This is a genomic window from Cellulosimicrobium sp. AB352 (genome assembly GCF_049538415.1).
In the GTDB taxonomy this organism is placed as follows: Bacteria; Actinomycetota; Actinomycetes; order Actinomycetales; family Cellulomonadaceae; genus Cellulosimicrobium; species Cellulosimicrobium funkei.
This window is the reverse complement of the sequence record NZ_JBMVFX010000001.1, coordinates 33,638-58,645: the sequence shown is the minus strand read 5'-3', so window position 1 is coordinate 58,645 and position 25,008 is coordinate 33,638. Positions and strand designations below refer to the sequence as shown.

Genomic DNA, 25,008 nt, shown 5'->3' with positions numbered 1-25,008 from the left:
GACGGCACCGGGACGCACGCGGCCCGCACCTCGCCTCACCCCTCGGGGTGGGCGTGGTGCGGGCCGCGGCGTGTCAGCGTCCCGCGGGAGCGCCCACGCCCTCCGGGTCCTCCGCCTCGGCGTCGAGCGGCGCCGCGAACTGGCTCTCGTACAGCCGGGCGTACGCGCCGCCGGCCGCGAGCAGCTCGTCGTGGGACCCCTGCTCGACGATCGAGCCGTGCTCCATGACGAGGATCGTGTCCGCGTCGCGGATCGTCGACAGGCGGTGCGCGATGACGAACGACGTGCGGCCCTCGCGCAGCGCGTTCATCGCCTGCTGCACGAGCACCTCCGTGCGCGTGTCGACGGAGCTCGTCGCCTCGTCGAGCACGAGGATCGCCGGGTCGGCGAGGAAGGCACGCGCGATGGTGAGGAGCTGCTTCTCCCCCGCGCTCACGCTCGAGCCCTCGTCGTCGATCACCGTGGCGTACCCGTCGGGCAGCGTGCGCACGAACGGGTCGACGTGCGTCGCGCGCGTCGCGGCGAGGAACGCCTCGTCGTCCACGGTGAGACCGTCGCGGACGCCGTAGCGCAGGTTCTCCTCGATCGTGCCCTGGAACAGCCACGTGTCCTGCAGGACCATCCCGATGTCGGAGCGCAGGTCGTCGCGCGTCATGTCCCGCGTGTCCACGCCGTCGAGCGTGATCCGGCCCCCGTCCACGTCGTAGAACCGCATGAGCAGGTTGACGAGCGTCGTCTTGCCCGCACCCGTCGGCCCGACGATCGCGATCGTCTGCCCCGGCTCCACCACGAGGTCGAGGTGCTCGATGAGCGGGACGTCCGGGTCGTAGGAGAACGAGACGTCCTCGAACGCGACGCGGCCGCGCACCGGCTCGACCGTCTTCGCGGGCGACGGGTCCGGCGTCTGCTCCTGCGCGTCGAGCAGGTCGTACACGCGCTCCGCCGACGCGACGCCCGACTGGAGCAGGTTCATCATCGACGCGATCTGAGTGATGGGCTGCGTGAACTGCCGCGAGTACTGGATGAACGCCTGCACGTCACCGAGGGTCATCGTGCCCGACGCGACCCGCAGGCCGCCCACGACCGCGACGATCACGTAGTTGAGGTTCGCGAGGAAGCCCATCGCGGGCTGGATGGTGCCCGAGATGAACTGCGCGCGGAAGCTCGCGTCGTAGAGCGCCGCGTTCTCCCGCTCGAAGTCGTCGATCGCGGCCTGCTGGTGGCCGTACACCTTGACGAGCGTGTGGCCGGTGTACATCTCCTCGATGTGCGCGTTGAGGCGGCCCGTCGCGGCCCACTGCCGGATGAACTGCGGCTGGGAGCGCTTCGCGATCTGCGCCGTGACCAGGACGGACAGCGGCACGGTCACGAGCGCGACGACCGCGAGCAGCGGCGAGATCCAGAACATCACGCCCAGCACGCCCACCACCGTGAGCACCGACGTCACGAGCTGCGACAGCGTCTGCGTGAGCGTCTGGGAGATGTTGTCGATGTCGTTCGTCACGCGCGAGAGGATCTCGCCGCGCGCGTTGCGGTCGAAGTACGACAGCGGCAGGCGCGCCAGCTTGGCCTGCACCTCGCCCCGCAGCCGGTAGACCGTGCGCTGCACGACGATCGCCGTGATGCGCCCCTGGAGCCAGCCGAAGAGGAACGAGCCGACGTACACGGCGAGCACCCACGCGAGCACGGTCGCGAGCGCGGTGAAGTCGATGCCCTCCCCCGGCACGAGCCCCGGCACGCCGGAGACCAGGTCGGCGACCTGGTCCTGGCCCTGCGCCCGCAGCGCCTCGACGGCCTGCTGCTGGGTGACGCCGGCCGGGAGCTGCGAGCCGACGACGCCCGCGAAGATGATGTTCGTCGCGTTGCCGAGGAGCTTCGGCCCGGCGACCGCGAGCGCCACGGACACCACGCCGAGGATCACGACGGCGACGATCGGCACGCGCTCGGGGCGCAGCGATCCCACGAACCGGCGCAGGGAGCCCTTGAAGTCCAGCGCCTTCTCCCCGGGGACGCCCATGCCGCCCATGGGGCCGTGCCCGCCGCCACCGCGGGGTCGGCCCGCGAGCCGGGTCGCGGCGACGTCGCGCCCGCCGCCCGCCGCGGGTGCGCCGGTCTCGGGAGCGCCGTCGCCCGACGTCGCGGGCGTGCGCGAGGCGTCCTGCTCGCCGCTCATGCTGCCTCCTCGATCGAGAGCTGGGAGTAGACGATCTCCTGGTACGTCTCGTTGGACTCGAGGAGCTCGGCGTGCGTGCCGCGACCGACGATGCGGCCGTGGTCGAGCACGAGGATCTGGTCGGCGCCCCGGATCGTCGCGACGCGCTGCGCCACGACGATCACGGTCGAGCGCCGGGTGCGGGGCGCGAGCGCCGCGCGCAGGCGGGCGTCCGTCGCGTAGTCGAGCGCGGAGAACGAGTCGTCGAACAGGTAGACCGCCGGGTCGCGCACGATCGCGCGGGCGATGGCGAGCCGCTGACGCTGCCCGCCCGAGAAGTTCGTGCCGCCCTGCGCGACCGGTGCGTCGAGGCCGCCGTCGAGCGCCTCGACGAAGTCGCGCGCCTGCGCCACCTCGAGGGCCTCCCACATCTGCTCCTCTGTGGCGTCCGGTCGGCCGTAGCGGAGGTTGTCGGCGACCGTCCCGGAGAACAGGTAGGCCTTCTGCGGCACGAGGCCGAGGAGGGAGCCGAGGTCTGCGCCGGTGAGGTCGCGCACGTCGGTCCCGTCGATCCGCACGGCGCCGCCCGTCACGTCGAACAGCCGCGGGACGAGGTTGAGCAGCGTGGTCTTGCCGGAGCCGGTCGAGCCGATGATCGCCGTCGTCCGCCCGGGCTCGGCGACGAACGAGACGTCGTGGAGCACGGGCTCCTCGGCCCCCGGGTAGCGGAACTCGACGCCGTCGAGCTCGACACGGCCCGTCCGCGTGGTGAGGGCGACGGGCCGCTCGGGCTCGACGACCGTCGCGCGGGTCTGCATGACGTCGGTGATGCGCTCCGCGGAGACGGCCGCGCGCGGCACCATCATGAACATCATCGTCGACATCATCACGGCCATGAGGATGTACATGAGGTACGACAGGAACGCGGTGAGCGCGCCGACCTCCATGTCGCCGGCGTCGATCTGGCGCCCGCCGAACCACAGCACCGCGATGCTCGACGCGTTCATGACGAGCATGACGGTCGGGAACATGAGCGCCATGAGCTTGCCCGCCTTGAGCGAGACGTCGAACAGGGCGTCGTTCGCGACGTCGAACCGCTCGGCCTCGCGACGCTCTCGCACGAACGCGCGGATCACGCGGATGCCGGTGATCTGCTCGCGCAGCACGGCGTTGATGCCGTCGATCTTCTTCTGCATCTGCCGGAAGTAGGGCACCATCCGCCAGATGATGAGCCCGACGCTCACCCCGAGGACGGGCACGATGACGAGCAGCAGGCCGGAGAGCTCGACGTTCTCCTGCAGCGCCATGACGACGCCGCCGACCAGCATGATCGGCGCCATGACCATGATGGTCAGCGAGAGCAGCACGAGCATCTGCACCTGCTGCACGTCGTTCGTCGTGCGGGTGATGAGGGACGGCGCCCCGAACTGGCCCATCTCCTGGGCGGAGAAGCGCTGCACGTTGGTGAACAGCCCGGCGCGCACGTCGCGGCCGAACGACATGGCGACCCTGGCGCCGAAGTAGACGGCCGCGACCGCGCACACGACCTGGCCCAGGCTCACGAGGAGCATGAGGCCCCCGGTGCGCATGATGTAGGCGGTGTCGCCCTGCGTGACGCCCTGGTCGATGATGTCGGCGTTGAGGCTCGGCAGGTAGAGCGACGCGAGCGTCGCGAGGAGCTGGAGCACGAGGAGGACGACGATCGGCGTCCGGTAGGGACGCAGTCGCGTCCGCAAGAGGCTGACGAGCATGGGCTTCCTGTCCGGGAGGGGGCTGCGGGACGAGGGCGCGAGCCGCGGGTCGCGGGTGCGCGGGGCGGGCGGCACCGGACGAGGGTGCGCGCGCGTCGTGGACGGGCCGCCGGTCAGGGCGACGGGTCGGTCGTGACGTCCGCCCCGATGCCGCCGAGGATGAGGTCGGCGAGCTGCACGGCGTCGAGCCTGTCACCGCCCGAGAGGTGCGGCAAGGCGTTTCCGAAGACGAGCGAGAACAGCGCCCGCGCGGCCAGCGCCGGGTCCACGCGCAGCTGCGTCCGGTGCGCCGCGAGCTTGCTCTCGATCGCCGCGACGATCTCGCGCGCCGACCGCTCCCGGGCGTCGAACCCGGCCCGACGGGCGTCCCGGCCGTCCCCGGCTCGCATCCGGCGCACGGCCTCGGCGCGGTCCGCCGTCGCGCGGTGCGGGTCGAGCACCTGGTGCGCCGCGGCGAAGATGCGCATGCCGACGCGCTGCGCCTCGAGCAGGAACTCGACGATGCTCACGACGAGCGGGCGCAGCCCGTCGTCGTCCGGGAGCGTGCCGATCGCGGCGACGGCGGGCGCCGGGTCGAGCGAGCGCACGACCGCCGCGTGGAGGATCTCGTCCTTGTCCGCGAACGCGCGGAACAGCGTGCCCTCCGCGACGCCCGCGGCGTCGGCGATCTGGCGCGTCGTCACGGCGGCGCCGTGCTGGACGAGCAGCGGGATCGTCGCGGCGGCGATCGCGTCGCGGCGCTCCTCGCGCGAGAGCGGCCGTGCGCGGGTGCGCTCCGGGGTGGACGCCTCGGACCGCGCGCCCGAGGGCGCGTCGAGAGGAGCGTCGGGCGGGGCGTCGGAGGGAACGGAGACGGGGACCACGCTTCGACCGTAACTGAGTGAGCACTCACTCTCAAGGTCGTCCGCTCCCGGCGAACCTCCGCGGGCGGCACGACGACGCCCCCGCACCCGGGTGGGTGCAGGGGCGGCGTCGTGCGTGGCCGGGACCACCGCGGCCGCTCGGGCTGCGCGGTGGCGCCCCGTCAGTGCCGCGGCGAGAAGGACGGCGGCCCGCCGGCGGGCGGCTCGTCGCGCGGGGGCTCGTCCGTGGTCGGCGCGTCCTCGACGATCGGCTGCGGAGGCGGCGGCGCGTACTGGGACGGCCCGCCCAGCGGACGCGGCGTGGCGGTCCCGGGCTCCGGCGCGGCCGCGTGGTGCTCGCCGGGGCCACCCGGGTGCTGGCCCCGCTCGGTCTGCGGGTCGAACGGCAGGCCCGACCGCGTGCCCGAGCTCGTCGCGTCCGCGGTCGCGGCCTCCGCCTGACGCCGCGCCTCGGCGAGGGCCTCGGCGGGGTCGGTGAGCGACGGGACGCCGAACCTCACGCGGTCGCGGTCGCGCTCACGACGCGCCTCGGCGCTCGCCTCGGCCGCTTCCGCGTCCTCGGCAGGGCCCCCGCTCGGCACTCCCCCGCCGTCGATCCCCGGCACGCCGCCGAACCCCTTGGCGATCGAGCCGAGCGCCGCCGTGAACTCCGTCGGCACGACCCACAGCTTGCTCGCCGTGCCGTTCGCGATCTGCGGGAGCATCTGGAGGTACTGGTAGGCGAGCAGCTTCGGGTCCGCGTCGCCCTCGTGGATGGCGTCGAAGACCTGGAGGATCGCGCGCGCCTCGCCCTCGGCCCGGAGGATCTGGGACTGCGCGTCACCCTCGGCCCGGAGGATCGCCGCCTGCTTCTCACCCTCGGCCGTGAGGATCTGCGACTGCTTGACACCCTCCGCGGTGAGGATCGCGGCGCGGCGGTCACGCTCGGCGCGCATCTGCTGCTCCATCGAGCCCTGCACGCTGGGCGGCGGGTCGATCGACTTGAGCTCGACGCGGTTCACGCGGATGCCCCAGCGCCCGGTCGCCTCGTCGAGGACGCCACGGAGCTGGCCGTTGATCTGGTCGCGGCTCGTGAGCGTCTGCTCGAGGTCCATCGAGCCGATGACGTTGCGCAGGGTCGTGACGGTGAGCTGCTCGATCGCGGTGATGTAGTTCGCGATCTCGTAGACCGCGGACTTCGGCTCGGTGACCTGGAAGTAGATCACCGTGTCGATGCTCACCACGAGGTTGTCGGACGTGATGACCGGCTGCGGCGGGAACGACACGACCTGCTCGCGCAGGTCGACCGAGGCACGGACGCGGTCGATGAACGGCACCAGGAGGTGCAGGCCCGGCTCGAGCGTGCGCGAGTACCGGCCCAGGCGCTCGACGATGATCGCGACCGCCTGCGGCACGATGCGCACCGCCTTGACGAGCGCGACGATGACGAAGATCAGGATCAGCGCGAGGACGACGTACGCGAGGATCGTTCCGGGACTGGGGTCGTTCATCGACTGCCTCCTGGTCGTCGCTCGCGCGACCGGTCGCCCGGCGGCGCGGTGCGGGTGTGCCGGCTGGTCACGACCCGGTGGGGTGCTGGGCGGGCAGCGGCGCGACGACGGCCGTCGCGCCGTCGATCCGGACGACGCGCACCTCCGTGCCCACGGGGATCTGCGGCGCGTCGGGCTCGGTCCGCGCGGTCCAGACCTCGCCGACGAGCTTCACGCGGCCGCCGAACTCGCTCACGCGGTCGACGGCGAGCGCCGTGCGGCCGACGTGCGCCGCGACGTTCGTCTCCGTGAGCGGGACGCGCGAGCGCAGGTGCCGCAGGAGCCACGGGCGCAGCGTGAGGAGCAGGATGACGCTCACGACCGCGAACGCGACGATCTGGAGCCAGAGCGGCCCGCCGGCGGCGTTGACGCCGGCGGCGGCGAGCGATCCCCCGGCGAGCATGATGAGCACGAGGTCGAGCGAGATGATCTCCACGAGACCGAGGAGCAGTGCCGCTCCGACCCACCACAGCCAGTCCATCTCGACCCCCGATCCCACGTGCGCGCTTTACGTGTACTTTACCGAATTTCCGCCCGCGGTGCACGCCCCGGGCGCGTGCCGCGCTCGGAGGTCACGCCCGCGCGGCGCGCGCCATCCACCGGCCGCCGCCGTGCGCGACGAGCAGCGGCACGCCGAACGCGTCGCTGAGGTTCTCCGCGGTGAGCACATCGCGGATCGGGCCCGCGGTGTGCACGACGCCGTCCTTGAGCAGCAGGACGTGCGTGAAGCCCGGCGGGATCTCCTCGACGTGGTGCGTGACGAGCACGAGGACCGGCGACGCCGGGTCTCCGGCGAGCTCCGCGAGCGCGCCCACGAGCTCCTCGCGGCCCCCGAGGTCGAGGCCCGCGGCGGGCTCGTCGAGCAGCAGGAGCTCCGGGTCCGTCATGAGGGCGCGCGCGATCTGCGTGCGCTTGCGCTCCCCCTCGGACAGCGTGCCGAAGGTGCGGTCCGCGAGGTGGTCGACGCCGAACGCGGCGAGCAGGTCGTCCGCGCGCTGCGCGTCGAACTCCTCGTACTCCTCGCGCCACCGCCCCGTGACGCCGTAGGCGGCGGTGAGCACGACGTCGCGCACGGTCTCGTCGCCGGGGATGCGGTCGGCCAGGGCCGCGGACGCGAGCCCGACGCGCGGGCGCAGCTCGAACACGTCGACGCGGCCGAGCCGCTCGCCGAGGACGTCGGCCGTGCCGGCCGTGGGGTGCATGCGTGCGGACGCGATCTGCAGGAGCGTCGTCTTGCCGGCGCCGTTGCGGCCCAGCACGACCCACCGCTCGCCCTCGTTCACCTGCCAGTCCACCGCGTCGAGGATGGTCTTGGGGTGGCGTCGGACGGTGACGCCCTTCAGGTCGAGAACCGCGCTCATGGTCACCGACCCTATAGGTTGGCCGTCGTGGTCTCACACTCGTCCGGGGGTCCGCACGACGCCCCGCAGCCCGCCCCGGGCCCCGGCTCCGCGTCGAGCACGGGCGCCCTCCCTCGCAGCGCTCTGCTCGCGCTCTGGCTGCGCGCCGCGCGCCCCGGCGACGACGACGGGACGGCCCGCCTCGTGCGCGCCGTGGAGCGCGACGACGAGCCGCACGTGGTGTCCGGGGCGCTCGGTGACGTCCGGCTCGCGGACCTCGCGGGCGCGTGGGCCGGCGACGCGCGCGAGGTCGTCGCGCTCGCACCCGTCCCCGGCGACGTGTCGGGCGTCCCGCCCGAGGCCGCCGCACGCGCGACGGACGCGGGCGAGTGCGTCGTGATCACGACGTCGTCCGGGTCGTGGGCGCTCGTGCCCGAGGTCACGGAGTTCGGCAGCGACCTGGAGCCGGGCCACCTCGTCACGTGGCACGTCACGCAGGTCGGGCCGTGGAGCGCGCGCGTGCTCGGCGCCGTCGGGTCGCTCCCCGAGGCGGAGCGCGACCTGCGCACGGCGCTGCTGCTGGCCACGCGCGCCCTCGACGAGCTCGACGTCGCCCGCTGGCGCGACGACGCCGCGGGCGCCATCGCCGACCTGCGCGCGGGCGGCGCCCCGACCTGGCAGCTCCCGCCCGGCGTCCCGCCGCGCGCCGTCCAGGTCCTCGTGCAGGCCGTGCGCCTGCGCGCGATCGTCGACCTCGCGACCGCCGACGACGGCGGCGCCGTCAACCTCTGGCAGGCCGACCAGCGCTCGACGGCGCTGCGCGAGGTCGACCGCGCGTCCCGCCACGCCGTGGGCGCCGCCACGTTCTGGGCCGCCACCGCCTGACCCGGACCGCTGACCGCCACCGCCCGGCCCGGTCCGCGCGGCGTCGGCCGTCAGGCGCGCGACGTCACGTAGGCGTCGAGGTGGGCGAGCGAGGAGGCCATCCCGGCGGCGTGGTCCGCCGGGGAGATGCCCGGCGGCACGCCCGTCGCGCGGACCGTGACGCGCGCGCCGTCCCCGACCGGCTCGACGGTCCACGTCATCGTCATGGTCCCGGCGAACGCCGAATCGTCCGCGGCGAAGACGACCTGCTGCACGACGCTCCGGCCCGGGACGAGGTCGACGACCGCGACGTCGACGACGTCGGTCCCCTCGCCCGTCTTCCCGGGGTCGGCCTGCGGGTCGTCGTAGGCGAGGACCATGCGGTAGCCGCCGCCGGGGCGCAGGTCGAAGCGCTCGAAGCTCCCCGTCATGCCGTCGGGCGGCAGCCAGGCCGCGAGCGCGTCCTGGTCGACGAGCGCGCGGTACACGGCGCGGGGCGCGGCGGCGACGAGGCGCGACGCCTCGTCGACCCGGTCGCTCCCCGCGGTGGTCACGACTGCCCCAGCACCGTCCGGTAGACCTCGAGCGTGCGCTCGCCGATCGCGTCCCACGCGAAGTGGTCCTCGACGCGCTGCCGGGCCGCGCGGCCCATCGCGGCGGCCCGCTCGGGGTCGCTCACGACCTGCGTGAGCGCGGCGGCGAGGTCGGCGACGAAGCGGTCGGGGTCGAGCGGCGTGCCCGTGCCGTCGTCCGCCTGGTCGATCGGCACGAGGAGGCCGGTGACGCCGTCGTCCACGACCTCGGGGATGCCGCCCGTGGCGGTCCCGACGACGGGCAGCCCGACGGCCATCGCCTCGAGGTTGACGATGCCGAGCGGCTCGTACACGGACGGGCAGACGAAGACGGTCGACGCGGCGAGCACCGCGACGAGCTCGGCGCGCGGCAGCATCTGCTCGATCCAGACGACCCCGCTGCGCTCGGCCTGCAGCTCGGCGACGGCGCCGCTCACCTCCGCGGCGATCTCCGGGGTGTCCGGGGCGCCCGCGCACAGGACGAGCTGGACGTCGTCGGGCAGCGAGCGCGCGGCCCGCAGCAGGTACGGCAGCCCCTTCTGGCGCGTGATCCGCCCGACGAACACCACGGCGGGCCGCCCGGGGTCGATCCCCAGGTCGCGCACGACGCGGTCGGCGACGTCCTGCTGCACGCCCGGCTCGGGACGGCGCCAGCCGTCGAGGTCGATCCCGTTGTGCACGACGTGCACCTTCGCCGGGTCGACCTGCGGGTAGACGCGCAGGATGTCGTCGCGCATCCCGCCGGAGACCGCGACGATCCCCGCCGCGCCCTCGTACGCGGTGCGCTCCGCCCACGACGACAGCGCGTACCCGCCGCCGAGCTGCTCCGCCTTCCACGGCCGCAGCGGCTCGAGCGAGTGCGCGGACAGCACGTGCGGGACGCCGTGCAGCAGCCCCGCGAGGTGGCCCCCGAGGTTCGCGTACCAGGTGTGCGAGTGCACGAGGTCGGCGCCCGCGACGTCGTCCGCCATCTGCAGGTCGACGCCGAACGTGCCGAGCGCGGCGTTCGCCCCGGACAGGACGCCGGGCACGGAGTAGCCGGTCACGCCGTCGTCGCCGCGCGGGCCGTCGAAGCAGCGCACGCGCACGTCGACGTGGCGCCGCAGCACCGCGGACAGCTCGGCGACGTGCACGCCGGCCCCGCCGTAGACGTGCGGCGGGTACTCACGGGTCAGGAGGTCGACTCTCACGCGCCACACCGTAGCCGAGTCGCCCGCCGCCGACCCCCGGTGGGCGGGGCCGACGCGAACCGCGCCCAGGATGCGGGTCCTGCTGCGTGGTCCCGCCCCGAGGGGCTACCGTCTGGGCATGGCCGCCGCACCCCGAGTCCTCGCCATCGTCCTCGCCGGGGGCGAGGGCAAGCGCCTCATGCCGCTCACCGCCTCGCGGGCCAAGCCCGCGGTGCCGTTCGGGGGCATCTACCGCCTCGTGGACTTCGCGCTGTCCAACCTCGTGAACTCGCACTACCTGCACATCATCGTGCTCACGCAGTACAAGTCGCACAGCCTCGACCGGCACATCACGAAGACGTGGCGCATGTCGTCGCTGCTCGGCAACTACGTCGCGCCGGTGCCCGCGCAGCAGCGCGTCGGCAAGCACTGGTACCTCGGCAGCGCGGACGCGATCTACCAGTGCCTCAACATCATCGACGACGAGCGTCCGGACATCGTCGTGGTCGTGGGCGCGGACCACGTGTACCGCATGGACTTCTCCCAGATGGTCGACGCGCACGTCGAGTCGGGCGCGCAGCTCACCGTCGCGGGCATCCGCCAGCCGATCTCGATGGCGGACCAGTTCGGCGTCATCGAGACGGACCCGAAGGACCCGACGAAGATCGCCGCGTTCCGCGAGAAGCCGTCGGACCCGGTGGGCCTCGCCGACTCCCCGGACGAGGTGCTCGCCTCGATGGGCAACTACGTCATCGACACCGACGCGCTGGTCGAGGCCGTCACGTCCGACGCCGCGAACGCGGACTCCCGCCACGACATGGGCGGCGACATCGTGCCCGCCTTCGTCGAGAAGGGCACCGCGGCGGTCTACGACTTCATCCGCAACGACGTGCCGGGCTCGACCGACCGCGACCGCGACTACTGGCGCGACGTGGGGACGATCGACTCGTACTACGACGCGAACAAGGACCTCATCGCCGTCACGCCGGTCTTCAACCTCTACAACGAGGAGTGGCCGCTGCACACCGGCTACACCGGTCTGCCGCCCGCGAAGTTCGTGCACGCGGGCCGCGGCCGCCTGGGCCACGCCGCGGACTCGATCGTCTCCCCCGGCGTGATCATCTCGGGCGCGACGGCGGTCGGCTCCGTCCTGTCGCCCGGCACCTACCTGCACTCGTGGTCGTCCGTCTCGGACTCCGTGCTCATGGACGGCGTGCAGGTGCACCGCCACGCGCAGGTGCACCGCGCGATCATCGACAAGAACGTCGTCGTCGGGGAGCAGGCCCGCATCGGCCTCGACCCGGAGCAGGACCGCGCGCGCGGCTTCACGGTCACCGAGTCCGGGATCACGGTCGTCCCCAAGGGGACGGTCGTCGAGTGACGCCTTCCCCGACCGGCGTCGTGCACGTGCCCGACGCCGCGCCGAGCCCTGCCCCGCCCGCGACCGCCAGCCCGAGGAGCCCTCGCGTGACCCCCGACCCGCCGAGCGCCCCCGTGCGGCTCCTCGTCATGGACGTCGACTCGACGCTCATCGAGCAGGAGGTCATCGAGCTCCTCGCCGACCACGCCGGCACGCGCGGGGAGGTCGCGGCGGTGACCGAGCGCGCGATGCGCGGCGAGATCGACTTCGGCGCCTCGCTGCGCGAGCGCGTCGCGACCCTCGCGGGCGTGCCCGTCGAGGCGTTCGACGACGTCCGCGCGCGCGCGACCTTCACCCCCGGCGTCCGCGAGCTCGTCGCCGAGGCTCGACGCCGCGGCTGGGAGGTCGCGCTCGTCTCGGGCGGCTTCGAGGAGGTCGTGGCCGGGCTCGCAGCCGAGCTCGGCATCACGCGCTTCCGCGCGAACCGGCTCGAGGTCTCCGCCGGGCGGCTCACGGGCCGCACGACCGGGCCAGTGGTCGACCGTGCGGCGAAGGAGGCCGCGCTGCGCGAGTTCGCGGCCGAGCTCGGCCTGCCCATGAGCGCGACGATCGCCGTGGGCGACGGCGCGAACGACCTCGACATGATCGGCGCCGCGGGCGTCGGCATCGCCTTCGCGGCCAAGCCCGTCGTGCGCGAGCAGGCCCCCTACGGCGTCGACGGACCGCGTCTCGACGCGGTGCTCGCGGTCGTCGACCAGGTCGACGCCGCGCGCTGACCCCGGACGCACGAGAGCCCTGGCACCGTGGGGTGCCAGGGCTCCGTCGTGCGGGTGCGCCGCGACCGGGTCAGGACGGGCGGCCCACGTAGGTCAGCAGGGCGGCCTGCGGCTCCCACGCGTCCCACGACGCCCCGGACTCCAGGACCGAGTACGTCGCGGTCGGCACGCCGACGCGCACCTGGGCGAGCGCGCCGCCGTCGGACGCCGGGTCCGCCAGGTACGACGCGGTGGCCGCCATCGTGGGCTCGTGCCCGACGACGAGCAGCGTGCGGACCCGCGGGTCCGTGGTGCGCAGGAGGTCCAGGACGTCGGCGACGTCGGCCGCGTAGAGGCTGTCGCTCACGAGCACGTCGGGCGCGACGTCGCCCAGGTGCGCCGACAGGAGCTCCCACGTCTGACGCGTGCGCAGCGCGGAGGAGCACAGCACGCGCTCGGGGACGAGCCCCGACTCGCGCAGCGCCGCACCGACACGCACCGCCTGCCGGCGGCCGTTCAGCGCGAGGGGGCGCAGCACGTCGTCGACGTTCCCGCCGCCGGGCTCGGCCTTCGCGTGGCGCAGCAGGACGAGGCGGCGCGTGCCGCCGTCGGGGGTCTGCGCGCCGTTGCGCTCCTCCGCGGTCACTGCCCCATGGCGTGCACGCCGCCGTCGACGTGCACGATCTCGCCGGTCGTCGCCGGGAACCAGTCGGACAGGAGCGCGACGACCGCGCGCGCGGCGGGCTCCGCCGTCGTCTGGTCCCAGCCGAGGGGCGCCCGGTTCGGCCAGGCGTCCTCCATCTGCGCGAAGCCCGGGATGGACTTCGCCGCCGTGGTGCGGATCGGGCCCGCGGAGACGAGGTTGGCCCGGATGCCGTCGGGGCCGAGGTCGCGCGCGAGGTAGCGGTTCGCGGACTCGAGGCCCGCCTTCGCGACGCCCATCCAGTCGTAGACCGGCCAGGCGAACTGCGCGTCGAACGTGAGGCCGACGACGGCGCCGCCGTCGGTCATGAGCGGCTTCGCCGCGACCGCGAGCGACTTGTAGGAGAACGTCGAGACCTGGAGCGCGGTCGCCACGTCCTCCCAGGTGCCGGAGAGGAAGTTGCCGCCCATGACGCTCTGCGGCGCGAAGCCGATGGAGTGCACGACGCCGTCGAGGCGGTCCGTGTGCTCACGCACCGCGTCCGCGAGGCCGGCGAGGTCGTCGTCGTTCGTGACGTCGAGCTGCACGACGGGCGCCTCGACCGGCAGGCGCTTCGCGAAGGCCTGCGTGAGCTTCATCTGGCGGCCGAACGAGGAGAGCACGACCTCGGCACCCTCCTCCTGCGCGAGCCGCGCCGCGTGGAACGCGATCGAGGAGTCGGTGAGCACTCCCGTGACGAGGAGCTTCTTGCCGTCGAGCAGACCCATCGGTTTCCTTCCGTCGTGCGCCCGCTGTGGGCGCGCTGAGGCGAGCGTACTGAAAGAGAGGTGGGGCGGGCGCGTCGGTGACGGCGCCGCGGGGCGGGCGCGGGAGGCGCCGCGAGGTGTGGTCAGTGGCCCATGCCGAGGCCGCCGTCGACGGGGATCACGGCCCCCGAGACGTACGCCGCGTCGTCGGACGCGAGGAACTGCACGACCCCGGCGACCTCGTCCGCCTGGGCGAACCGGCCCGCGGGGATGGCGGACTTGTACGCGGCCTGGCGCTCCTCGGGGAGCTCGGCGGTCATCGCGGTGTCGATGAAGCCGGGCGCCACGACGTTCGCCGTGATGTTGCGCGACCCGAGCTCGCGCGTGATCGAGCGCGCCATGCCCACGAGCGCGGCCTTCGAGGCGGCGTAGTTGACCTGGCCCGCGCCGCCGTAGAGGCCGATCACGGACGACACGAGCACGATGCGCCCGCGGCGCAGCCGGATCATGCCCTTCGTCACCCGGCGCACGCAGCGGAACGTGCCGGTGAGGTTGACGTCGATCACGGACTCGAAGTCCTCGTCGGTCATTCGCAGCAGGAGCTGGTCGTGCGTGACGCCCGCGTTCGCGACGAGCACCTCGACCGGGCCGAGCTCCTTCTCGATCTCGGAGAACGCGGCGTCGACGGCGGCGGTGTCGGTGATGTCCGCCACGGCGCCGAAGACGCCCGCGGGCAGGTCACCGCCACGGTAGACGGTCGCGACGCGGTCGCCGTTCGCGACGAAGCGCTCGGCGATGGCACGGCCGATGCCCCGGTTCGCGCCGGTGACGACGACGGTGCGCGGGGCGGGGGCGGTGGCTTCGGACACGTGCGGCTCCTCGGGACGGTCGGGTGGGTCGGCGGCCGGGGACGGGTCCCGCACGGCCGGTGCCGGGTGGGCCCTGCCGGGCCCGGCGCGACGGCGCCGCACCGACCGTACCGTGCGCAGGCCCCGCGGTGCGCGGTGCGCCCAGGTCACACCGCTCCCCCACACTTTGTGGGGTCCCGACAAACGTAGACTGGACAGGTGACCACACGACGCGCCGCCCGGAGGTCGGCCGAGGCGGTCCCGAGCATCACCGCCGCACCGGAACCGCTCGCCGCGGACCAGGCGCGCCGGGAGCGCAAGTACCTGATCCAGATGGGCATCCGGCTCGTGTGCATCTTCGGCGCCATCCTGGCGCAGGGCAGCTGGGTGACGTGGGTCCTCGCCGTCGGCGCGGTCGTGCTGCCGTACAGCGCGGTGCTCGTCGCCAACGCGGGCCGCGACCAGGCGCACTACGACACCTCCCCCATGGAGCACCGCGCGCTGCCCACGGCGGGTGCGCCCGGGAGCCACGGCATCGGGGGCGCCGAGCCCCGCGAGCCGCACGACGACGAGGAGGACCGCCGGTGACCGACGTCCTGGGCCTCGCCGACCCTGTCGGCGAGGACGAGCTGGTGTGCAGCGCCAAGGGCTGCCAGGAGGCCGCCGCGTGGGGCCTGCTGTGGAACAACCCCAAGATCCACACGCCCGAGCGGCGCAAGGTGTGGCTCGCGTGCGACGCGCACCGGGAGCACCTGGAGACGTTCCTCGGCGCCCGCTCGTTCTGGCGCTCGACGGTGCCGGTCGACGAGCTCGAGCGCCGGGCGGCCCCGTGACGCAGGCCGCACCACCGCAGGTCCCCGCGGGCCCGACGCCGCAGCGCGCCACCGCGGACGCCCACCAGCCGCGCACCCCGCGCCAGTGGGCGACGCTCGCGGTCGGGGTCCTCGTCCTCGTCGCGCTGTGCCTCGTCGCAGGCCGCTGGCAGTGGAACCGCTACGTCTCGCGTGACGCCGAGATCGAGCGCATCGAGGCGAACTACACGTCGGACCCGGTCCCGGTGGACGACGTGCTGCCCGCCCCGGGTGCCGAGCTCGACGAGGCCGACCTCTGGCGGCCGGTGACCCTCGAGGGACGCTACGAGACGGACGCCACGGTCCTGCTGCGCAACCGCCCGGTGGGCGGTAGCCCCGGCTTCCACGTGCTCGTCCCGTTCGTGACGAACCCCACGCCGTCCGCCCCGGACGGGCTCGTCATCGTCGTGGACCGCGGGTTCGTGCCGCTGGGGACCGACGCCGTCACCCCCGGGGACGTGCCTCCGCCCCCCGCGGGCGACGTCGAGGCGACCGTGACGCTGCGCGGCGACGAGCCGCCGTCGGGCCGGGACGCGCCCGCGGGCCAGGTGCAGGCCATCGCGACCGACCAGGTCCTCGCCGCCGGCCCGGACGGCGGCGGCTGGGCCGAGGGCCGCACGGTCGGCGCCTACGGGCAGCTGCGCACCGAGGTGCCGCCCGCGGCGCAGACCCTGGAGGCGCTCCCGAAGCCGGACACCGACCCCGGCTCGCACCTGTCGTACGCGTTCCAGTGGGCGGTGTTCGCCCTCGGCGCGGTCGCCGGCTTCTGGCTCCTCGTGCGCCGCGACCGGCGCGACGCGCGCGGGGAGGAGACCACGCTCACCGCCGGCGACCTCCTCGCGGCCCAGGACCCGGACGCCGCGCGGGCCCGGCGGGAGCCGCGCTCACGCCGTCCGAGCGCCGAGGACGAGGAGGACGCGCTCATCGACGCGCAGCTCGACGCCCGGCAGGGGCCCGCCCCGCGGTAGCCCCGGTCCCGGCGACGAGCGGCCCGGTCAGGCCAGCGAGACGAGCTCCGCGTACTCGTCGCTCCACAGGTCCTCGTCGCCGTCGGGCAGCAGGAGGACGCGCTCGGGCTCGAGCGCCTCGACCGCGCCGTCGTCGTGCGTGACCATGACGACCGCGCCCTCGTACGTCTTGAGCGCCCCCAGGATCTCGGCGCGCGACGCGGGGTCGAGGTTGTTCGTCGGCTCGTCGAGGAGCAGCACGTTCGCCGCCGAGACGACGAGCGTCGCGAGCGCGAGGCGCGTCTTCTCCCCGCCGGACAGCACGTTCGTCGGCTTGTCCGCGTCGTCGCCCGAGAAGAGGAACGACCCGAGCACGGAGCGCACCTGCGTGTCCGTGAGGTCGGGCGCCGCGTGGCGCAGGTTCTCGACGACGGTCGCGTCCATGTCGAGCGTGTCGTGCTCCTGGGCGTAGTAGCCGATCTTCAGGCCGTGACCCGGGTGCACCTCGCCCGTGTCCGGCTGCTCGACGCCGCCGAGGATGCGCAGGAGCGTCGTCTTGCCGGCACCGTTGAGGCCGAGCACGACGACGCGGCTGCCGCGGTCGATCGCGAGGTCGACGCCCGCGAAGACCTCCTGCGAGCCGTAGGCCTTGGACAGCCCGCTCGCCGTGAGCGGCGTCCGTCCGCACGGCGCGGGCTTCGGGAAGCGCAGCTTCGCGACCTTGTCGCTCTGGCGCTCGCCCTCGATGCCGGCGAGCATCTTCTCGGCGCGGCGCATCATCTGCTGCGCGGCGACGGCCTTGGTGGCCTTGGCGCGCATCTTCTCGCCCTGGGCGAGGAGCGCGCCCGCCTTCTTCTCGGCGTTCTGCCGCTCGCGACGACGACGGCGCTCGTCGGACTCGCGCTGCGCGAGGTAGGCGTCCCAGCCGAGGTTGTACTGGTCGAGCTCGCCGCGGTTGGCGTCCAGGTGGAACACCTTGTTCACCGTCGCGCGCAGCAGCTCGACGTCGTGCGAGATCACGACGAAGCCGCCGCTGTACGACTTGAGGTAGTCGCGCAGCCAGACGATCGAGTCGGCGTCGAGGTGGTTCGTCGGCTCGTCGAGGAGCAGCGTCTCGACGCCGGAGAAGAGGATGCGCGCGAGCTCGATGCGGCGGCGCTGGCCACCGGACAGCGTGCTCAGCGGCTGCCCGAGCACGCGGTCGTCGAGACCGAGGTTGCTCGTGATGCGGTGCGCCTCGCTCTCGGCCGCGTACCCGCCGGCCGCGAGGAACCGCGCCTCGAGCTTGGGGTAGCGCTCCATCGCGGCCTCGTGGGTCTCCGCGTCCGCGCTCGCCATCGCGCCCTCGGTCTCGCGCATCTGGCGCACGATCTTGTCGAGGTTGCGTGCCGAGAGGACCCGGTCGAGCGCGATGACGTCGAGGTCGCCGGTGCGCGGGTCCTGGGGCAGGTAGCCGATGTCGTTGCCGCGCGTGATCTTGCCCGCCGTGGGCTGGGTCTCGCCCGCGAGGGTCTTGGTCAGGGTCGTCTTGCCGGCGCCGTTGCGGCCGACGAGGCCGATCCGGTCGCCCGCGGCGATCTGGAACGTCGCCTCGTGCAGCAGGACGCGGGCGCCGACGCGCAGCTCGACGCCGTGGGCGGTGATCACGTGCAGGTCCTCTCCGAAGGGTGACCCCGGTGGATCCAGCCTGGTGGGGCGATCCGATCGACGGGGCCCGACGATTCTACGGGCCGCGCGCCCGCTCCCGCGCGGTCTTTCTCTCGACGCCCCCGGACCGCCCCACGGCGGTCCCACACACAGGGAACAGAACGGGACAATCAGCCCATCGTGCTAGCCTCCGGACGTCCCGGACCGCCGAGGAGATGGCGGGGGGACCCGAGCAAGGAGAGCACGTTGAGCAACGCCGAAGCAGCACTGAGCAAGGTCCTCGAGCTGGACGGGGCGATCGCGATCGCGGTCGTCGACTACAGCAGCGGCCTGGCCCTGGTCCAGAAGCAGGCCGCCCCGTTCGACCTCGAGCTCGCCGCCGCGGCGAACACCGAGGTCATCCGCGCGAAGCTCCGGGCGATCGAGCAGCTCGGGCTCGAGGACGGCATCGAGGACATCCTCATCACGCTCGGCCGCCAGTACCACCTCATCCGCCTGTCGCAGCGCGAGAGCCTGCGGGGCACCTTCTCCTACCTCGTGCTCGAGCGCGGACGGGCGAACCTCGCGCTCGCGCGCCGCGGCCTGGCCCAGCTCGACGAGTCGCTGTCGCTCTGACGCCCGTGGTCGCGGACGCCCTCGACCAGCGCGGGCGGGTCGCCCCCCGCAGCGTGGTGGACGTGCTGCGGGGCATCGACGACGCCCTCGACCACGAGGCGCACGTGCTCGCCCTCGGTCCCGGTGGCCGGGTCCTCGGCAGTGCCGGCCCCTCTCCCGGCCCGGTCGTCGAGGTGGCGCGGGCCGTCGCCGCGGCCCTCACCCAGGGCCCGGCCGTCCCGGGCAGCTCGGCGCGCTGCATCCTCAACACCGCCGAGGCGTGCGTCTTCGTCTACCTGCTGGGGCAGGACCTGTCGGTCATCCTCGTGGGCCCGACGGACTGGAACATCGCCCTCACGAGCCGCCGCGTCGAGCGATTCCTCGTCGACTTCGTCGACACCTACCTGGCCGAGACCGTTGCCGAGGCACCCGGCGACGACCCCGGCACGCTGCCGCGTCGCGAGCCGCCGGCGCCCGTCGTCGGGCCCGTCGAGCGGCACGAGCACCGCGGCGACCACGACCTGCTCGCGCGGGTGCTGCGCGCGCTGGTCCGCTTCTGAGGCCTGCGACCGCGCCCGGGGGTAGCGTTCCCCTGTGACATTCCAGGAGGGCGGATCGTTCGAGGGCGGACGCGTCCGCAAGGGTGGCGGCCGCGGGCGCGGCCCGATGATCGCGGGCGGCGGGATCGGCGCGGTGCTCGTCGCGCTGCTCATCGCGTTCGTCGGCAACCAGACGGGCGTCGACCTCAGCGCGCTGACCGGCGGCGACGGGTCGGACTCCGGCGCGTACGGCGACGGCCAGCAGGAGTACATCGACACGTGCACCGCCGAGCAGGCGAACACGACGCGCGAGTGCCGGCTCAACGGCACCGTCCAGTCGCTCGACGCCTACTGGACCGAGGCCCTCCCCCAGCAGGCCGGCGTCGAGTACGCGCTGCCCGAGGTCGTGAGCTTCACCGGGCAGGTCTCGACGGGGTGCGGCGCGGCGACGAGCGCCGTCGGGCCGTTCTACTGCCCGCCCGACCAGACGGTGTACATCGACCTCGGCTTCTACGACGACCTGACGAACCGCTTCGGTGCGAACGACGGCGGCCTCGCGGAGATGTACGTCGTCGCGCACGAGTTCGGGCACCACATCGAGCAGCTGACCGGCGCCATGGACTCGGCGGACCGGCAGGGCACGGGCCCTGAGTCCGACTCCGTGCGCATCGAGCTCATGGCCGACTGCCTCGCCGGCATGTGGGCGGGCCACGCGGCGACCACCGTCGACCCGGACACCGGCGTGACGTTCCTCGCACCGATCACCAAGCAGCAGCTGGACGACGCGCTGTCCGCGGCGTCCGCCGTCGGCGACGACCGCATCCAGGAGGCCGCGACCGGCCAGGTGAACCCCGAGGGCTGGACCCACGGGTCGAGCGAGCAGCGCCAGCGCTGGTTCACGACCGGCTACGAGGGCGGCACGCTCCAGGACTGCGACGCGCTCTCCGCCTCGACGCTGTGACCGCTCTGGCCGAGCTCGCTCAGAGCTCGATCGAGTACATGCGCGAGCCGGTGACCTTCTCGTAGCCGAGGCTCGCGTAGAGGCCGTGCGCGCCGGACGGGTTCTCCGTGTCGACGTCGAGCGCGGCGTACTGCATGCCGTCCGCCGCGAACGCGCGCATCGCGGCCGCGAGCGCCGCGACGGCGACGCGGCGCCCCCGGTACGCGCGCCGGACGCCGAGGAGCTCGGTGTACCCGAACGTGTACCCCCGCACGGGGAAGTCCTCGTCGTACCGGCCCGCCATCTCGTAGCCGACGACGAGCGGCTCGCCGGCGCGCAGCGCGGCGGCGGTCTCGGGGTCGGTGGCCGGGTCGGCGAGGAGCGCGTCGGCGTCGGGCGCGTCGTCGACCACGAGGAACGACCACTGCGGCGCGAACTCGCTGCGCCCGTGCGTCCACGCCTCGGCGGTGCGGGGCTCGCTCCCCCAGTGGTCGCGGAAGGCGTCGTTGTGCGCGAGGCGCGTCGCCTCGTCGAGCTCGGCGGACCACGGGACGACGTGCAGGGAACCGTCGAGCGGGACGTCGGGCACGGGGGCCGCGAGGTCGCGACGCAGGTCGGAGTAGAAGCGGCGGGCGACGAACCCGAACCGCGCGTAGAGCCGCGCCTTCTCGGGCGGGTCGGTGTCCTCCCCGAAGACGGCGAGCCGCGCGGGCAGCTCCTTGCCGCTCGCGGCGAGCACCTGCCGGGCACGGGCCACCTGCCAGGCGAGCACCTCGCGCCCGATCCCGCGCCCCCGGTGGGTCGGGTGGACGCCGCCGCCGAGGAAGGCCCGCACGGTGCGCGCGTCCCCCGGGTTGGTGTCGACCATCCCGTAGGCGCGCAGCGTCCCGTCGGTGTCGACGCCGACGATCGAGTCGGCCGCGACGTCGCGCCACGGCGCGGTGAAGATCTCCTCGATCTCCGCGAGCGTCTCGCGGTACGGCTCGTCGTCCGCCTCCGCGATGTCGTTGCGCAGCGTGAGCAGGGCCGGCGCGTCGGCAGGCGTGGCGGAGCGCCACGTGAGCCCGCCCGCGGTCACCGGCGGCAGGGTCGAGGGCGCGGCGGCGCGCTCGGCGATCGGGGCGAGCGTCGGGGGCGCCGCCTCGGCGCGGTCGGTCGTCGAGGGAGAGGACATGGCGACCACGGTAGGGGGGCCCGCGCCGTCGGGCACGTGCTTTTCCCGTTCAGTCCGCGCGCGGCGCGTCGGCCCGCTGAGACGGCTCCCCGTGCCGTGCCGCACGCGATCTACGCTGCGAGCATGCCGACCGTCGTTCCTCAGGACCTCGCCGACGCCCGCTCCCGGGCCCTCGCGGAGGCGCTGCGCACGCGCGTCGTCGTGGCCGACGGCGCGATGGGCACGATGATCCAGGCGCAGGACCCGACGCTCGAGGACTACGAGGGCCTCGAGGGCTGCAACGAGATCCTCAACGTCTCGCGACCCGACATCATCGCCGCGGTGCACGACGCGTACCTCGAGGTCGGGGTGGACGCGATCGAGACGAACACGTTCGGCGCCAACTGGTCCAACCTGTCGGACTACGACATCGACGACCGGATCCGCGAGCTCGCCGCCGCCGGGGCGCGGATCGCGCGCGAGCGGGCGGACGCCCACGCGACCGCCGACCACCCGCGCTGGGTGCTCGGTTCGATGGGTCCCGGGACCAAGCTGCCGAGCCTCGGGCACACGACGTACGCGCACCTGCGCGACACGTTCGCCGAGCAGGCCGCAGGCCTCCTGGAGGGCGGGGCCGACGCGATCCTCGTCGAGACGAGCCAGGACCTGCTCCAGGCGAAGGCCGCGGTGACGGGCTCGCGGAACGCGATGCGCGACGTCGGGCGCGAGGTGCCCGTGATCGTCCAGGTGACGGTCGAGACCACGGGCACGATGCTCATGGGTTCCGAGATCGGGGCCGCGCTGACCACGCTCCAGGCGCTCGGCGTCGACGCGATCGGGCTCAACTGCGCGACCGGCCCGGCCGAGATGAGCGAGCACCTGCGGCACCTGTCGCGGCACGCGGAGATCCCCGTGACGTGCATGCCCAACGCCGGGCTGCCGGTGCTCGGCCCGAACGGGGCGACGTACCCGCTGACGCCCGACGAGCTCGCCGCGGCGCACACCCAGTTCGTCACCGAGTTCGGCCTGGGCCTCGTGGGCGGCTGCTGCGGCACGACGCCCGAGCACCTGCGCCGCGTCGTCGAGGCGGTGCGCGCGCGGCCGGTCGTCGAGCGCCACCCGGAGCGCGAGAACGGCGTCGCGAGCCTGTACTCGCACACGGACCTGCACCAGGACGCGTCGTTCCTCGCGATCGGCGAGCGCACGAACGCCAACGGGTCGAAGGCGTTCCGCGAGGCGATGCTCGCGGAGAACTGGGACGAGTGCGTCGAGATCGCGCGCGCCCAGACGCGCGACGGCGCGCACCTGCTCGACGTGTGCATCGACTACGTGGGGCGCGACGGCGTCGCGGACGTGAAGCAGGTCGTCTCGCGCCTCGCGAGCGCGTCGACGCTCCCGCTCGTCATCGACTCGACGGAGCCCGAGGTCATCGCGGCGGGCCTCGAGCTCGTGGGCGGGCGCGCCGTCGTGAACTCGGTGAACTTCGAGGACGGCGACGGGCCGACGTCGCGGTTCGCGCGGATCATGCCGCACGTCGTCGAGCACGGGGCGGCCGTCGTCGCGCTGACGATCGACGAGGAGGGCCAGGCGCGCACCGCGTCGGGCAAGGTGGAGATCGCCACGCGGCTCGTCGAGACGCTCACGCGCGACTGGGGCATGCGGGTCGACGACATCATCGTCGACGCCCTGACGTTCCCCATCGCCACCGGCCAGGAGGAGACGCGGCGCGACGCGATCGAGACGATCGAGGCGATCCGCGAGATCACGCGCCGCTACCCCGGCATCCACACGACGCTCGGGGTGTCGAACGTGTCGTTCGGCCTCAACCCCGCCGCGCGCACCGTGCTCAACTCGGTCTTCCTCCACGAGGCGGTCGAGGCCGGGCTGGACTCTGCGATCGTGCACGCCGCGAAGATCCTGCCGCTCGCGCAGATCCCCGCCGAGCAGCGCGAGGCCGCGCTCGACCTCGTGTGGGACCGGCGGCGGTACGACGACGAGGGGAACCTCGTGCACGACCCGCTCGCCCGGCTGCTCGAGCTGTTCGACGGCGTGGACTCGGCGGCGCTCAAGGACCAGCGCGCGGCGGAGCTCGCGGCGCTGCCCGTCGGCGAGCGGCTGGAGCGGCGGATCGTCGACGGCGCGCGCAAGGGTCTCGAGGAGGACCTCGACGCGGCGATGGCGTCCGGGATCAAGGCGCTCGAGATCGTCAACGACCACCTGCTCGAGGGCATGAAGGTCGTGGGCGACCTGTTCGGACGCGGCGAGATGCAGCTCCCGTTCGTGCTGCAGTCCGCCGAGGTCATGAAGACCGCGGTCGCCTACCTCGAGCCGCACATGGAGAAGATCGAGGGCTCGAGCGGCTCCAAGGGCACGATCGTGCTCGCGACCGTGCGCGGCGACGTGCACGACATCGGCAAGAACCTCGTCGACATCATCCTCACCAACAACGGCTACACGGTCGTCAACATCGGCATCAAGCAGCCGATCTCCGCGATGATCGAGGCCGCCGAGGAGCACGACGCCGACGTCATCGGCATGTCCGGGCTGCTCGTGAAGTCCACCGTCGTGATGAAGGAGAACCTCGCGGAACTCACGTCGCGCGGGCTCGCCGGCCGCTGGCCGGTCCTGCTCGGTGGCGCGGCGCTCACCCGCACGTACGTCGAGGACGACCTCGCGGGCCAGTTCCCGGGCGTCGTCCGGTACGCGCGCGACGCGTTCGAAGGCCTGCGCCTCATGGAGCCGCTCGTGCGCGTCGCGCGCGGCGAGTCGCCCGACGACGTCGGGCTGCCCGCGCTGAAGAAGCGGCGGCACGCCGTGGTCACCGTGACCGAGACGCCCCTCGAGGACCTGCCCGCGCGGTCCGACGTCGCGGCCGACAACCCGGTCCCCGCTCCCCCGTTCTGGGGCACGCGCCTCGTCAAGGGCGTCCAGCTCGCCGAGTACGCGGCGTTCCTCGACGAGCGCGCGACGTTCATGGGCCAGTGGGGGCTCAAGCCCGGCCGGGGTGACGACGGAGCGTCGTACGAAGAGCTCGTCGAGACCGAGGGGCGCCCGCGCCTCAACGCCTGGTACGAGCGGATCCGCACCGACGGCGTTGTCGACCCGTCGGTCGTGTACGGGTACTTCCCGGTGTGGTCGGAGGGCGACGACGTCGTCGTCGCACACCACGGCGCCGGGCTCGCGGGGATCGGCGCGCCCGACGGCGGGTCCGGCGGCGAGCCGGGGACCGAGCGGCTGCGCTTCACGTTCCCGCGCCAGCGCCGCGACCGGCACCTGTGCCTCGCCGACTTCGTCAAGCCGCGATCGTGGGTCGAGGAGACGGGCCAGTACGACGTGCTGCCCGTCCAGCTCGTCACCATGGGCGCGAGCGTCGACCAGCACACCGCGAAGCTGTTCGCGGGGAACCACTACCGCGAGTACATGGAGCTGCATGGTCTGTCGGTGCAGCTCACCGAAGCGCTGGCCGAGATGTGGCACTCGCGCGTGCGCGCCGAGCTCGGGTTCGCCGACGAGGACCCGACCGAGGTCGAGGGCATGTTCAAGCTCGAGTACCGCGGCGCCCGCTTCTCGCTCGGGTACCCCGCCTGCCCGGACATGGAGGACCGGACGAAGGTCGTCGAGCTCCTGCGGCCCGAGCGTGTGGGTGTCGAGCTCTCCGCGGAGCTCCAGCTCCACCCGGAGCAGTCGACGGATTGTTTTGTGTTTCATCACCCCGAGGCCAAGTACTTCAGCGTCTGACGATCGC

The 25,008-nt window shown here is 73.6% G+C and carries 23 protein-coding genes; 10 read left to right on the top strand and 13 right to left on the bottom strand.

Going from position 1 to position 25,008, the window contains the following annotated elements; genetic code table 11:
- Positions 1–73: 73 nt before the first annotated feature.
- The 6 genes from ACPCUX_RS00280 to ACPCUX_RS00255 form a co-directional block, all read right to left on the bottom strand.
- The gene (locus ACPCUX_RS00280; protein WP_423387938.1) at positions 74–2,173 is read right to left on the bottom strand and encodes an ABC transporter ATP-binding protein; all 2,100 of its coding nucleotides are present in this window, start codon (positions 2,171–2,173) and stop codon (positions 74–76) included.
- A complete protein-coding gene (locus tag ACPCUX_RS00275; RefSeq protein ID WP_021483161.1) occupies positions 2,170–3,903 on the bottom strand; it encodes an ABC transporter ATP-binding protein in 1,734 nt (577 codons plus the stop codon). The genes ACPCUX_RS00280 and ACPCUX_RS00275 overlap by 4 nt, the downstream gene beginning before the upstream one ends.
- Before the next feature lie 113 nt (positions 3,904–4,016).
- Positions 4,017–4,766, bottom strand: a complete 750-nt coding sequence (locus ACPCUX_RS00270; protein ID WP_423387937.1) for a TetR/AcrR family transcriptional regulator — start codon at positions 4,764–4,766, stop codon at positions 4,017–4,019.
- Between the two features lie 161 nt (positions 4,767–4,927).
- Complete coding sequence (locus ACPCUX_RS00265) at positions 4,928–6,256, bottom strand: SPFH domain-containing protein (protein ID WP_137280636.1); 1,329 nt, start codon at positions 6,254–6,256, stop codon at positions 4,928–4,930.
- A 67-nt stretch (positions 6,257–6,323) separates the two neighbouring features.
- Complete coding sequence (locus ACPCUX_RS00260) at positions 6,324–6,794, bottom strand: NfeD family protein (RefSeq protein WP_319946773.1); 471 nt, start codon at positions 6,792–6,794, stop codon at positions 6,324–6,326.
- A gap of 73 nt (positions 6,795–6,867) precedes the next feature.
- Positions 6,868–7,656 (bottom strand): ABC transporter ATP-binding protein, encoded by a 789-nt coding sequence (locus ACPCUX_RS00255; RefSeq protein ID WP_137280637.1) that lies wholly within the window; start codon positions 7,654–7,656, stop codon positions 6,868–6,870.
- 27 nt (positions 7,657–7,683) lie between these two features.
- Between ACPCUX_RS00255 and ACPCUX_RS00250 the strand changes: the two genes are divergently transcribed.
- Entirely contained in the window at positions 7,684–8,520 is an 837-nt protein-coding gene (locus ACPCUX_RS00250; protein WP_423387936.1) for a hypothetical protein, read from the top strand.
- Between the two features lie 50 nt (positions 8,521–8,570).
- Here the strand turns inward: ACPCUX_RS00250 and ACPCUX_RS00245 are convergent, their stop codons facing one another.
- Both ACPCUX_RS00245 and glgA read right to left on the bottom strand, forming a co-directional pair.
- A complete protein-coding gene (locus ACPCUX_RS00245) occupies positions 8,571–9,053 on the bottom strand; it encodes an SRPBCC domain-containing protein (RefSeq protein WP_137280638.1) in 483 nt (160 codons plus the stop codon).
- Positions 9,050–10,261, bottom strand: a complete 1,212-nt coding sequence (glgA, locus tag ACPCUX_RS00240; RefSeq protein WP_034655639.1) for a glycogen synthase — start codon at positions 10,259–10,261, stop codon at positions 9,050–9,052. Before glgA ends, ACPCUX_RS00245 begins: the two co-directional genes overlap by 4 nt.
- Before the next feature lie 118 nt (positions 10,262–10,379).
- Between glgA and glgC the strand changes: the two genes are divergently transcribed.
- Together glgC and serB are read left to right on the top strand one after the other, a co-directional pair.
- Entirely contained in the window at positions 10,380–11,621 is a 1,242-nt protein-coding gene (gene glgC / locus ACPCUX_RS00235; protein ID WP_034655614.1) for a glucose-1-phosphate adenylyltransferase, read from the top strand.
- Between the two features lie 86 nt (positions 11,622–11,707).
- Positions 11,708–12,376 carry a phosphoserine phosphatase SerB gene (gene serB, locus ACPCUX_RS00230; protein WP_415296226.1) on the top strand — a complete coding sequence of 223 codons (669 nt, stop codon included), beginning with the start codon at positions 11,708–11,710 and terminating at the stop codon, positions 12,374–12,376.
- 70 nt (positions 12,377–12,446) lie between these two features.
- Here serB and ACPCUX_RS00225 read toward each other — a convergent pair whose 3' ends face one another.
- The 3 genes from ACPCUX_RS00225 to fabG all read right to left on the bottom strand — a co-directional run bounded on the left by ACPCUX_RS00225 (position 12,447) and on the right by fabG (position 14,613).
- On the bottom strand, positions 12,447–13,001 hold the full coding sequence (locus tag ACPCUX_RS00225) for a SixA phosphatase family protein (protein WP_423387935.1): 555 nt from the start codon (positions 12,999–13,001) through the stop codon (positions 12,447–12,449).
- Positions 12,998–13,765, bottom strand: coding sequence for an enoyl-ACP reductase FabI (fabI, locus tag ACPCUX_RS00220; RefSeq protein WP_021483251.1), 768 nt, complete (start codon positions 13,763–13,765; stop codon positions 12,998–13,000). Before fabI ends, ACPCUX_RS00225 begins: the two co-directional genes overlap by 4 nt.
- Before the next feature lie 122 nt (positions 13,766–13,887).
- On the bottom strand, positions 13,888–14,613 hold the full coding sequence (gene fabG, locus ACPCUX_RS00215) for a 3-oxoacyl-ACP reductase FabG (RefSeq protein WP_043653054.1): 726 nt from the start codon (positions 14,611–14,613) through the stop codon (positions 13,888–13,890).
- A 198-nt stretch (positions 14,614–14,811) separates the two neighbouring features.
- Here fabG and ACPCUX_RS00210 point away from each other — a divergent pair, with 198 nt between their 5' ends.
- From ACPCUX_RS00210 to ACPCUX_RS00200, 3 genes are read left to right on the top strand one after another with little or no spacing between them, the layout of a single operon-like run.
- On the top strand, positions 14,812–15,180 hold the full coding sequence (locus ACPCUX_RS00210) for a DUF3099 domain-containing protein (protein WP_009863593.1): 369 nt from the start codon (positions 14,812–14,814) through the stop codon (positions 15,178–15,180).
- Entirely contained in the window at positions 15,177–15,425 is a 249-nt protein-coding gene (locus ACPCUX_RS00205) for a hypothetical protein (protein ID WP_009863594.1), read from the top strand. The genes ACPCUX_RS00210 and ACPCUX_RS00205 overlap by 4 nt, the downstream gene beginning before the upstream one ends.
- Complete coding sequence (locus ACPCUX_RS00200) at positions 15,422–16,411, top strand: SURF1 family protein (RefSeq protein ID WP_423387934.1); 990 nt, start codon at positions 15,422–15,424, stop codon at positions 16,409–16,411. The genes ACPCUX_RS00205 and ACPCUX_RS00200 overlap by 4 nt, the downstream gene beginning before the upstream one ends.
- Positions 16,412–16,438: 27 nt before the next feature.
- Here the strand turns inward: ACPCUX_RS00200 and ACPCUX_RS00195 are convergent, their stop codons facing one another.
- Positions 16,439–18,037 (bottom strand): ABC-F family ATP-binding cassette domain-containing protein, encoded by a 1,599-nt coding sequence (locus ACPCUX_RS00195; RefSeq protein WP_034655609.1) that lies wholly within the window; start codon positions 18,035–18,037, stop codon positions 16,439–16,441.
- Positions 18,038–18,283: 246 nt separating this feature from the next.
- Between ACPCUX_RS00195 and ACPCUX_RS00190 the strand changes: the two genes are divergently transcribed.
- From ACPCUX_RS00190 to ypfJ, 3 genes are read left to right on the top strand one after another with little or no spacing between them, the layout of a single operon-like run.
- Positions 18,284–18,652, top strand: coding sequence for a hypothetical protein (locus ACPCUX_RS00190; protein ID WP_021481118.1), 369 nt, complete (start codon positions 18,284–18,286; stop codon positions 18,650–18,652).
- Between the two features lie 5 nt (positions 18,653–18,657).
- Positions 18,658–19,191, top strand: coding sequence for a hypothetical protein (locus ACPCUX_RS00185; RefSeq protein WP_051876952.1), 534 nt, complete (start codon positions 18,658–18,660; stop codon positions 19,189–19,191).
- A gap of 34 nt (positions 19,192–19,225) precedes the next feature.
- A complete protein-coding gene (gene ypfJ / locus ACPCUX_RS00180) occupies positions 19,226–20,131 on the top strand; it encodes a KPN_02809 family neutral zinc metallopeptidase (protein ID WP_085387780.1) in 906 nt (301 codons plus the stop codon).
- Positions 20,132–20,150: 19 nt separating this feature from the next.
- On the opposite strand, the gene ACPCUX_RS00175 is transcribed toward ypfJ, so the two are convergent.
- Positions 20,151–21,284, bottom strand: coding sequence for a GNAT family N-acetyltransferase (locus ACPCUX_RS00175; RefSeq protein ID WP_168945932.1), 1,134 nt, complete (start codon positions 21,282–21,284; stop codon positions 20,151–20,153).
- 123 nt (positions 21,285–21,407) lie between these two features.
- On the opposite strand from ACPCUX_RS00175, the gene metH reads away from it, so the two are divergent.
- Positions 21,408–25,001: a methionine synthase gene (gene metH, locus ACPCUX_RS00170; protein WP_423387933.1), complete on the top strand. Its 3,594-nt coding sequence runs from the start codon at positions 21,408–21,410 to the stop codon at positions 24,999–25,001.
- Positions 25,002–25,008 lie beyond the last annotated feature (7 nt).

What these genes read in the sequence shown, in the direction of transcription:
- ACPCUX_RS00175 (WP_168945932.1), bottom strand. Translation starts at nt 21,284, where the DNA reads ATGTCCTCTCCCTCGACGACCGACCGCGCCGAGGCGGCGCCCCCGACG.
- ACPCUX_RS00275 (WP_021483161.1), bottom strand. Translation starts at nt 3,903, where the DNA reads ATGCTCGTCAGCCTCTTGCGGACGCGACTGCGTCCCTACCGGACGCCG.
- metH (WP_423387933.1), top strand. Translation starts at nt 21,408, where the DNA reads ATGCCGACCGTCGTTCCTCAGGACCTCGCCGACGCCCGCTCCCGGGCC.
- ACPCUX_RS00265 (WP_137280636.1), bottom strand. Translation starts at nt 6,256, where the DNA reads ATGAACGACCCCAGTCCCGGAACGATCCTCGCGTACGTCGTCCTCGCG.
- ACPCUX_RS00255 (WP_137280637.1), bottom strand. Translation starts at nt 7,656, where the DNA reads ATGAGCGCGGTTCTCGACCTGAAGGGCGTCACCGTCCGACGCCACCCC.
- glgC (WP_034655614.1), top strand. Translation starts at nt 10,380, where the DNA reads ATGGCCGCCGCACCCCGAGTCCTCGCCATCGTCCTCGCCGGGGGCGAG.
- fabI (WP_021483251.1), bottom strand. Translation starts at nt 13,765, where the DNA reads ATGGGTCTGCTCGACGGCAAGAAGCTCCTCGTCACGGGAGTGCTCACC.
- ACPCUX_RS00280 (WP_423387938.1), bottom strand. Translation starts at nt 2,173, where the DNA reads ATGAGCGGCGAGCAGGACGCCTCGCGCACGCCCGCGACGTCGGGCGAC.